At 51.0% G+C, this 9,891-nt stretch carries 5 protein-coding genes; 3 read left to right on the forward strand and 2 right to left on the reverse strand.

The window, feature by feature from the left end:
- Positions 1 to 340 precede the first annotated feature (340 nt).
- The 3 genes from AAF564_23450 (at position 341) to AAF564_23460 (ending at position 6,852) form a co-directional block, all read left to right on the forward strand.
- Positions 341 to 1,405: a mechanosensitive ion channel family protein gene (locus AAF564_23450; GenBank protein MEM8488523.1), complete on the forward strand. Its 1,065-nt coding sequence runs from the start codon at positions 341 to 343 to the stop codon at positions 1,403 to 1,405.
- Between the two features lie 475 nt (positions 1,406 to 1,880).
- A complete protein-coding gene (locus AAF564_23455; GenBank protein ID MEM8488524.1) occupies positions 1,881 to 6,260 on the forward strand; it encodes a PAS domain S-box protein in 4,380 nt (1,459 codons plus the stop codon).
- Positions 6,261 to 6,456: 196 nt separating this feature from the next.
- Positions 6,457 to 6,852, forward strand: a complete 396-nt coding sequence (locus AAF564_23460; protein ID MEM8488525.1) for a hypothetical protein — start codon at positions 6,457 to 6,459, stop codon at positions 6,850 to 6,852.
- Positions 6,853 to 6,940: 88 nt separating this feature from the next.
- On the opposite strand, the gene AAF564_23465 is transcribed toward AAF564_23460, so the two are convergent.
- Positions 6,941 to 7,909: an ankyrin repeat domain-containing protein gene (locus AAF564_23465; GenBank protein ID MEM8488526.1), complete on the reverse strand. Its 969-nt coding sequence runs from the start codon at positions 7,907 to 7,909 to the stop codon at positions 6,941 to 6,943.
- A gap of 462 nt (positions 7,910 to 8,371) precedes the next feature.
- Complete coding sequence (locus AAF564_23470; GenBank protein MEM8488527.1) at positions 8,372 to 9,586, reverse strand: FG-GAP repeat protein; 1,215 nt, start codon at positions 9,584 to 9,586, stop codon at positions 8,372 to 8,374.
- Between the last annotated feature and the right edge of the window lie 305 nt (positions 9,587 to 9,891).

Below are 9,891 nucleotides of genomic sequence, written 5' to 3' on the forward strand. Positions count from 1 at the left end.
CGACCTCGTCATCCGCAAAGGATTTCAAGAAATTTACAAGCACGATGAGCTGCCCAAACCCAAAGCTATCGATGCGTTTGGCGAAAAATGGCGTCCTTACCGATCTATTGCCAGCTGGTACATGTGGCGCGTGATCGATGGCGATAATGCCGCATGGTAAGCTGGGCGGGTGCATGCAGCCTGCGTAAATGTCGTAGCCTGCCTGCATTACCCGCTGTTTGATTTGGTTGATTGCCCCGTTTGTTGGTAGATTTCCCCCGTTTTATTGCTCGCACCGTTACCCACAAAGCTGTCCGTTGCTTGTTTAAAGCCTTTCGTTCAGCAAAATACTTCGATTCCCATGCTGCAAGCGCTCCAGACATTTCTTGGTTCGTATATCAGTGACGTACGGCTTCAGGCTGTGGTCATCGTGGTGCTGTCGTTTATTCTGGCTAAAATTGTGGATGTTATCTGCGGCCGGGCCATACGCTCGTTGACGGGTCGTACCCGGTCTGATGTGGACGACAAGGTAATTGATGTATTACACAAGCCTATTTTTCGCACGGTTGCCTTGCTTGGGGTAATGCTGGCCTTAAGCGTGCTTGGATCCGAGACGGATATGGTAGCCGTTGGCCGGCGTGTTATTATCACGTTGATCATTCTGATCTGGTTATTTGCTGCCCTGCGTCTTGCGCGGACGCTTATCACCGCAACCAGTGAAAACAAACAATCGCGGATGGTACAAAAAGCGACCGTCCCGCTGTTTGATATCGCGGCGAAGGTGATCATTTTTGCGCTTGGTAGTTACTTGATTCTTATTTCCTGGGATATCAATATCAGTGGGTGGTTGGCTTCTGCTGGTATTGTTGGCCTGGGTATTGGCCTTGCTGCACAGGATACCTTTGCCAATTTGTTTGCCGGCCTCTCTATCCTCGCTGATTCGCCTTACAAAATAGGAGACTTCATCGTACTTGATGGTACCGAACGGGGACGGGTTACCCGAATCGGGTTGCGTAGCACCCGGGTGTTGACCAACGACATGATAGAGATTACCATCCCCAATTCGATTATTGCCAATTCAAAAATTGTAAATGAAAGTGGCGGGCCAACGGTTAAGCAACGGCTCCGAATTCCGATTGGTGTGGCGTATGGCGTAGCACTTGATGATGTGGAGCGTGCGTTGCTGGCAGTTGCTGCAGGGGAGGAGATGTTGGCGATGCATCCGGCACCATCAGTACACTTTGCCGGCTTCGGCGATTCTGCGCTCGATTTTGAATTGCGTTGCTGGATCACGACACCGGACAAGCGAGAACAGATTGTTAACCGAATCAATCGCAGTTTGTATGAACAACTCAATGCATCTGGTATCGAAATACCGTTTCCGAAGCGAGACATTTACATCAAAGAGATGCCAAATGCTTCTTAAACCAACGAAGTAGTGCCAATTCTAAAGCGATTAAGAAAATACGGTTGATTCCCTACCCTTCGACGTGCCCTTACTTCCGTATTACCGGCCATTCGGAGCGAATATTGTATCTATAGAACCATGTGTAAATGGCTGTAAAAACGCGCTTTGCGTTTTTTTAATGAGAATGGAAGTTCGTCTTTGCAATGCACGCGGCAAAAAGCCCCAACGATGATGTTTATTTTAATCAAAAGTGTCCCTCGGAGATTATGTCTCGGACGGATCAACTTGACCCCTTCGTGCGTGTTAAGATACGAAGCAAGATCAGTAGGGAATTCTACCGGCTGATCGTTCCAAGTACACCTCTTGAAATTGCAAGTTCTTTGTATCTACATCCCTCTACCACTAGGGAAGAGGCTCATAACACTTCACACCTGACCGCCTCTGCCCCCTTAGACCTTGCGATGTCCCTTACACCACGTATTGGAGGGAGATCATGAAAACACCTCAAACAGAAAATAAATTCTCGCTCTATCTGAGCTACGCTGTCCTTGGCGTAATTTTTATCGTTGATTGCCTCGTCCCTTTTGGCATCTTCGGCGGCGTCCCGTATGTCATCGGCCTCATCGTATTGATGTGGGTACTAAAACCCTCTGATGTGATTTGGTTTAGCGCTTCATGCGGCATTGCTACCGTACTGGCTTTCTTCCTGGGAGAAGACTATACCGTATTGGGCGGGTTGATGAACCGGTTGATGGCTATTTTTACGATGGTTGCCATGGCGATGCTCATCAAGCGGCAAGACGATATTACCGATCAGCAAGCTGAACAGCAAAAGCACCTCAACTCGGTTGTAGAAAAACGAACAGAGGGTCTGAAGCAAGTTGTTGATCAGTTGGAAGAGATGAAAATCAGGCTTGCCGAATCTGAAGAGTTAGGACATTTTGGGTTCTGGGAATTCTATCCTTCGAACCAGCAGATGATCTGGTCAAACGGCGTATTTGCTATTTATGGTTTTCCCATCACGCCGCAAGCGCCATCGATGCAGGAATTCCTGGATCAGTGCCACACGGAAGATGCGCAGACGTTGCAGCGCTCGATCCAGTATGGCTTGACCGAGAAGAAACCGTATACGGTTGAGTATCGACTCATTATGCCTGATGGCAACGTAAAATGGATTTACAACCGCGGCCGGCCCATTGTGAACAAGCAAGGCAGCGTTGAAATGCTGGTGGGCACCATACAGGATGTTACCACCTTAAAGCACAGCCAGGAATCTGTGCAGGCCAACCGGGCGCGTTACACCACCCTCTTCAAGAGTGCTGCAGTGGGCAAGGCCCTCATGATTCCCAATAAGCGCATTCTTGAGGTCAACACCGCTTTTGTCCGTTGGGTGGGATATCCTGAAAAAACCCTGCTCAAAATTCCAATTGAAAAGCTGATCCACGAAGATGACCGCAGCATGGACAATGCCTATGCGCGAGAAATGATCAGCGGTGAAATTGAGTTTTATCAGAAAGAAAAACGTTTCATCCGCCGCGATGGGACCATTTTATGGGGCTTGTTTAGCGTTTCGCCCGTACACGATGCAGAAGATAAAATTTCTTGTTTTGCTGTAGAGGTGATTGATATCACCGCACACAAGAACACTGAAATGGCGATGAAGAAGGCCCAGGAATCCTGGCATGATGCTGAAGAAGCTGTGACGGAAAGCGAGGCTTCGCGCCGGCTGGCTGAAACTGCCTTAAAAGACAGTGAACGCGCCAGGCAGATCGCCGAAGCTGATCTGGCTGCAGCGCAAGAGGAATTAAAAACACTGCGCAAACAGTCTGCGCTGCAGGCTTCTCCCGTGGCGTCTATCACGCCGCATCCAGGAGAACGCATGGCTGACCGGACAGCAACTACGTCTTTTGATACATCAGATATTATCAGCCCGGCACCAGTCAACATCCCGCAGGCAAATTATCCGCGGCCAGACGTATTACCGGACAATGAGGTTGGGCTGGAGATTTTTGCTGAAAACATGCCGGCTCCGCGGCCTGAGGCAACGGGAGACTCAATTCCCGACGCGCCGCTGACCGACAAGCCACTTGCTGAGTCCATCATACCAGAAGTTGAGCCGCCTGAACCTTTCCCCGTGGCGCAGTCCCTGATGGAACCGCCTGCTGCGGATATCAATGGTGACCAGGCTATTCCTGAGCCGGCACCAGCGCCGGTTGCTGTGGATCAGACAGCCACTCCTCCTCCCGCGACACCAGCGGCCAATGCTGCACCCGGCATGACGCAGGATAAATTTAACCGGTTAATTGACAATCCAAACAAACTGATTGCTTCTATCGGATATGATGGGTGTTACAAACGCGTAGGACCCGGGTTACCTACGGAACTGGGTTTTGAGTTGGATGAACTGGATAACCAGCATTTCCTGAACTTTATTCATCAGGAAGACCGCGCCCTGGTGCAGGATCAGTTACAGAAGATCCGTAAGAGGCAGCCGATCTCGCGCATCAGTATGCGGCACATGAGCAAGTTTGACGGATATCGCCGTTTTGTATGGGATGCCTCCGTTGATGATGAGCGTGAACTGATTTACTCGGTGATGCGTCCGGATATCGAGTTTACGGGTATGGGTGCCGAGCCGGCACCTGCCGCGGTTTTAGTTGAACCTGCGCCGCAGTCCGAACCTGAAGTAGCGCCAGCGCCCGAAGCAGCACCTGCGCCTGAACAGCCTGTGATGGAAGTGCCAGAGCAACCTGCCTATGTTCCCGAGCCACCGGTTGCACCCGATCCTGTTCTACCAGCGCCAGTTACACCAGCGCCAGTTACCCCAGCGCCTGTTGCTCAAGAACACGTACAACCGGAGCCGGTAAATCCGGAGTCAGGATATTCAGCGGCTGCGCAGCCAGCACCTGAAGCCCCAGTTGCTGATACCAAAACACCGGAAGATGCCGCATTACCTGTTGCGCCAGCAGAACCCGTTGCGCCAGTTGAAGAGACCGGTATTTTACGCCCTGTCATTCATCAGCAGGAAGTGTCTAAAGCGCCGCGGCCACCGCTGCCGCAGCGACGTCCTGAGCCGATTGGTGCGCATGCGCCACCGCCGCGTAGCAAAACCCCTGGTGAAGTAGACTGGCGCCGGCTGACAGACCGCATGCCATTTCAGGTTTGGATGCTTAGCACAGACCGCTCGTGCAAGTACGTCAACAAAAAAGTACGTGACTTTACAGGGTTGCCTTTTGAGCAGTTGGAAGGCAAAGGCTGGGGCAAAGCAGTGCATCCGGAAGATTACCGGAAGTATCTGGCATACTACGGGCGCGACTTTGAGAAGTGGGAACCCATGGGGTGCATGTATCGCTTGCGCCGAAATGATGGCATCTATCGTTGGATGCAGGAGTCTAGTGTACCCATTCGCCGGCCCGACGGGTCGCTGGAGGGTTATCTGCTGACTTGTATGGATGTTTCGCTTCTTAAAACCGTTGATAGCAAATTTACACGCGCATTTGACGATGCGGTCAACCTTGTAGACGTGAAGTCGGCTTTACATCCGTGCCAGAAGGAAGAAAGCCAGCACGCATTGTCGGACGCAATCAAAATTGCGGATGCGTTGATGTTGAATGCCGATGAGGTTCCGAACGCAACGCTTGCGCGGCTTATGGATTATGCCGGTAACCGGCTGCTCTACTATGTCAACGCGGTGGTTACGTTTGGCAATGCAGATAAAGATGCGAACGATCTGCTCAAACGCAGCGTCTCCATCGAGTCTGTGCTTGAAAGCACGGTCGAAATGCTCGCGCCCTTGCGCCGCGAGGAGGGGCCGCGCTTCCAGATCAATTACCGCGACGATGAGTTGCGCGTGATGGTTGATAAAGTGTTGGTACACCGACTTTTTGAAATCCTCATGCGCAACCTGCTGGAGTGGGCTGAGTCGCGGATCATCACCATTGATATTATCGAACAGGACAATGAGGGGATCGTTGAGATCAAACACATTGGCCCTGTGCTGAATGCCGGCCACCTGCTTACGCTTGAAGATGTCTTCCGCGCAGGAAAGGCGACCATTTTGCAGAAGAAAGCCGGCCTCGAGCTTTCGTTGATTAAGCGTTTGGCTGAGGCAATGACTGGCGGTATGGCTGTTCGTGTTGATGAAGATGGCGACCCCATGATTGAGGTCAGGTTTAACCTCTCTGAAACAGCCAGTGCAGAAGATAGCATTCCTGTAATTGATGAAGCACTTCGTGGTGAAGCGCCGGTGCCGCCAGCGCAGGTACAACAACTTACCGAAGTAGCTGACGCTATTGCCTCGCTCGATCCGCCTGCAATGCAGCCTGAGGCCGTACCTGTAGAACCGGTGATACCAGAGCCAGTCGTGCCGGCACCCCAGCCTGTAGAGGCAGCCCCGGCTCCTGTGGCTACTGCGCCGGCGCCACAGCCTGTGGAGGCAGCTCCGGCCCCGGTTGACGAAGAGATTCTTATCCACGAAAATGGTAACGGTCAGGCAGCGATAACGCGACATAAGGTACTCGTGGGCGAAACCAACAGTGAAACCCAACGCCTCGTCAGATCTTTGCTGCAGCCTTACTATGACCTTACCATTGTGCCGAGTACCGACGATTTGTTGAAGCAAGCTGATACAATGCAGTACGACTTGCTCATGCTCGATGTACAATTGCAAGGTGGCAAAAGTGGGGTGGATGTACTCCGTGAGTTACGCAAACGGCCGCAGTACACGCGGATTCCTGCAATTGCGGTAGCCGCAAGTACAACGGCAATGGATCAACGCGAACTGATTGATCGGGCCGGCTTTGATGGATTCTTGCGCAAGCCTTTCTCCATTGTCGAATTGCTCGAAACCGTAGAGCGCATGATCGAATCGTAAAGCAACTACTCCGCCAGAGGTAGAGGTGTAAGGCTGTGGTAGGCTCACGGTTATCTAACAGATGTAAAGTATTGTAAAGTGCGCAGCCTTGAGCTAATTCTCCCGTAGTTACTGTTTAGGCAAGTACATGAATGTCTCATGATATTGCACCCGCCGCAAGGGTGATGTGCAATAAGACCCAAGCCTGAACAAGACTATGAAAACAACAGATAGATTACCTTTCTTTGAAGTTGAGCCGCATCCGGCAGATGAGCGTTTTGGGAGCATCAAAGCGCACAGTGATACGCTCGGGCCAGTTGGGCAACTCGACTATTTTCACGGCAACTCTTCCGATATTTATTCGCAAGTTGAGCAGCCTAAAGCATTCTATATAACCAGCCTTGCGATTAAAAAAGGTGATATTCGCCAGAGCCTGGAAAAAGGCCTGTTATACCTGGCAGCCTGTATCGCAGATAGTGTTGGTGAGGAAGTGATTTACTGCCGGCCAAGTTACGCCGCTGTAACCCCCATGCATCGCAACCACGATTTGTGGGAGATCATTGGCGTCCGCAAACTACTCGATAACTACAAAGCCCTGAGTCAGGCGGTATAAGGCGACGCTGCGTCTGCTAGACATGCCGGCCGGGTAGCTCGAGGAGGTCTTGCACGCGCGGTAAGAATGAAAGGGGCTTCAGGAAGAATTACCCTTCGGTCTCGGTGTTGTCGGATGCATCACTAAGCAACTGCACAACCTGATCGTATGATCGCGCTCGTGCTTCCGTGAGTGGTGATTTGCTGAACTTGTTGAGCGAGAGCGGATTTGCACCTTCATTCAACAACATCTGGATCACGTCTGAATGTCCCTTCTTTGCTGCCAGGTGCATCGCAGTGTCACCGGTGCGGGTTTGTGCTTCCAGATTGGCATTGGCAGCAACAAGTTTCTGAAGCACATCCAAATGCCCTTGTTGCGCCGCGTGATGTAACGGCGTCATGCCTCGCTTGTTGGGCTGGTCGACAGCCGCTCCTTTGCTGATGAGCAAGTCAACGATACTGGATGCGCCGAGCAGCGATGCAGCATGCAACGGCGTTGCGCCAAATGCTGTCGAGGCATTCACATCGGCTCCGTGTGCTATGAGTTGTTTGACTACGTCCTGGTTTTTTACAAACAGGCGCACGCCATGCAAGACAGACTCTCCAAAATTGGTTTTCTTACTGATGTCTGCTCCCGATTCGAGCAAGATTCGAACGATATCTGCGTGCCCCAATTCAGCAGCTATGTGTAACGCTGTGCGGTCGTTACCAATTGCATTATGCGTATAAAGATTGACGTCAGCACCATTTTTGAGTAGAAGGCGGACGGTTTGGGTAAGGCGTCGTTCAACGGCCCAGTGTAAAGAAGCGTAGCCGTCTTGTTTGTTGACGTGGTTGATGTCTACGCCCTGCGTAAGCAGTACGCGCTGCGTCTGGGTGTCGTTATTCCAAACGGCGCGTTCAAATTTCTTTTGTAGAGAGTCCGCTGATGGGGCAATGCGCTGTGGTGCCGGCGCATCCATCTCAGGCGCTGTAAAGGTTTTCAAATCAACCGAAGTTGCTACTTGTTCAGTTGAATAAGTAGGGAGGTATAGAAAAATCAGGGTTGTTAAAATGAATAGCGCCTGGAATAACTTCATGCTACACTGCCCGGACTAAAAAAGTTGATGTCGTTATACGTACTGCTTAGCATAAGCGAAGCCAACTGCTTCAAGTGATGGTTAACCCGGCTGTGGTGGTGTATGCTGTCATCAGAGAAAAAAAATAGCCCGATTCCAGTCTGGAGGTGCCGTGGAAACCGGATCGGGCTCAAGTTTTTGCCGCGAGGCGATAGTAGAGCGTTAGCTCTGTGTGCGATATTCATGGCGGTTTGCTCCTGATTCCCCCGCCGTGAACCTCTTTTATACGCGGCCTTGATATGCAGCATATGAGTGGGTTTGCCACTACATATCAAAGTATATGCCAAGATGTGGGTCGACATAAATCCTCTAAAATTAGGCCAGAATAAGCGATTCTAAAAAATAAAAGGCGTATCGTTTTGATACGAGCACGCTGATTGAGTCTCGTTATTCAAACTATAAGTGTGTTTTCAGGGCGAGCGATTAGCGAATTTTTACCACGTAAGCAGCACCAGGCTGCTGATCAGATACCTGTCCGATCACGGCAAATCCACCACCTGCAGCGATAGCAGTCCCAAAATCTACAGCACCCACATCAAAAATCCTACGTTGTTTCCATTCATCGAGTGCACTGCTGTAACGGAATTCATAAACCACGCGGTCGATGTTGAAGTTTTTCCCAAGCTGTTCATCATAGCCGGCAATCAATGCGCTCTGGCCATCAAAAGAAACAGTGGATCCAAACGCACCCGATTTGTAAGGGACATTGGGTTTGATGATTTGCTTCAACCCCCATACGCCGTCTTCGCTGCGTTCATACAAGGTCGCGATCCCAGACTTTTTGCTTCCATCCAAACTTTCTCCAGCAAGGATGTATTTATCATCGAGGGCAACACTAATAAAAATGTCATCAATCCCCCCGATCCGTTTTGCTTCCGACCAGCGGTTGGTTTGTGGATCCCGTTCAAAGATGTACAGTGATCCTGGCTTTTCTTTGTAATACATCGAAGCCGTGACAACGGCATAGTCTCCATCGAGCGCACCTGAGCCGCCAAATACACCATAGGCTCGAGAACCGCTGCCCGATAGGCGTGTCGTCTGTTTCCAAATGCCGGCGTCGTTTCGTTCATAGATATAGGCTGCGCCGCTGTATTCATGTCGAATAGGGTCGCCAGAGGTGGCTACGAGTAGCCGGTCGCCATCGAGTGAAACTGAGGCGGCAAAAGAGCCTTCTTCCACATCGCTCCTGTGGCTAATTTTAAAAACTTCTTTCCATTCACCAGAGGTTGAATCACGCTCAAAAATGTAGGCAGCGTTGGAGGCATTCCGGCTGGGGAAAGCGCCGGAGGCAGCAATGACAGCTCTGTCTCCGCTAATAGAAAGGGAGCGGCCAAAGAAGTCGCCGATCACACAGTCGCGTGGCGTGAGTCGGGCTGCCTGAGACCACGTGCCTTCGGTCGAGTCGCGTTCAAAAACGTAAGCTGCGCCGGCATTGGGGCCACAAGTTCGTTCTGCACTGGCCCCAACAAGTGCCCGGTTACCATCGATGGCTACCGAAGAGCCAAAAGCATTGCCAATGGTTGTGTCGGGGTGCGGAATTTTGAAAATTTGTGCTTCGACCTGTTGCAAGGGCGCAAGCAAGAGTAGGGCTGTCAACAACAGGCCCAGTATACGCGTTGATGGACGGCGATTTTTCAAAAGGCTGCTTTTCAAAAGGCTGTGCAATGTTAGGAAGCTATGCATGATTCAAATAGTTACGCTGGGAAACGGAGTACCTTACTAGTTTGTGCCGCTGCATCATTGATGTTACCCATTCAGGTCACATGTTGTTTAGCACATGGCCGCGCGGCAATCCTCCGCTGCCCTTAATACCTGTCCAACATACAAATGACAGGCCATGTCTATTATACACGTAAATCTATCGTTTTGCGTATGCTGGTTGTCCACAATAGTATGCATCGCGCAAGCAGTGTGACTACAAGCAGCATTGCCATCCTTTTCTA

This window comes from Bacteroidota bacterium (assembly GCA_039111535.1).
GTDB lineage: Bacteria > Bacteroidota > Rhodothermia > Rhodothermales > JAHQVL01 > JBCCIM01.

What these genes read in the sequence shown, in the direction of transcription:
- AAF564_23450 (MEM8488523.1), top strand. Translation starts at nt 341, where the DNA reads ATGCTGCAAGCGCTCCAGACATTTCTTGGTTCGTATATCAGTGACGTA.
- AAF564_23455 (MEM8488524.1), top strand. Translation starts at nt 1,881, where the DNA reads ATGAAAACACCTCAAACAGAAAATAAATTCTCGCTCTATCTGAGCTAC.
- AAF564_23460 (MEM8488525.1), top strand. Translation starts at nt 6,457, where the DNA reads ATGAAAACAACAGATAGATTACCTTTCTTTGAAGTTGAGCCGCATCCG.
- AAF564_23465 (MEM8488526.1), bottom strand. Translation starts at nt 7,909, where the DNA reads ATGAAGTTATTCCAGGCGCTATTCATTTTAACAACCCTGATTTTTCTA.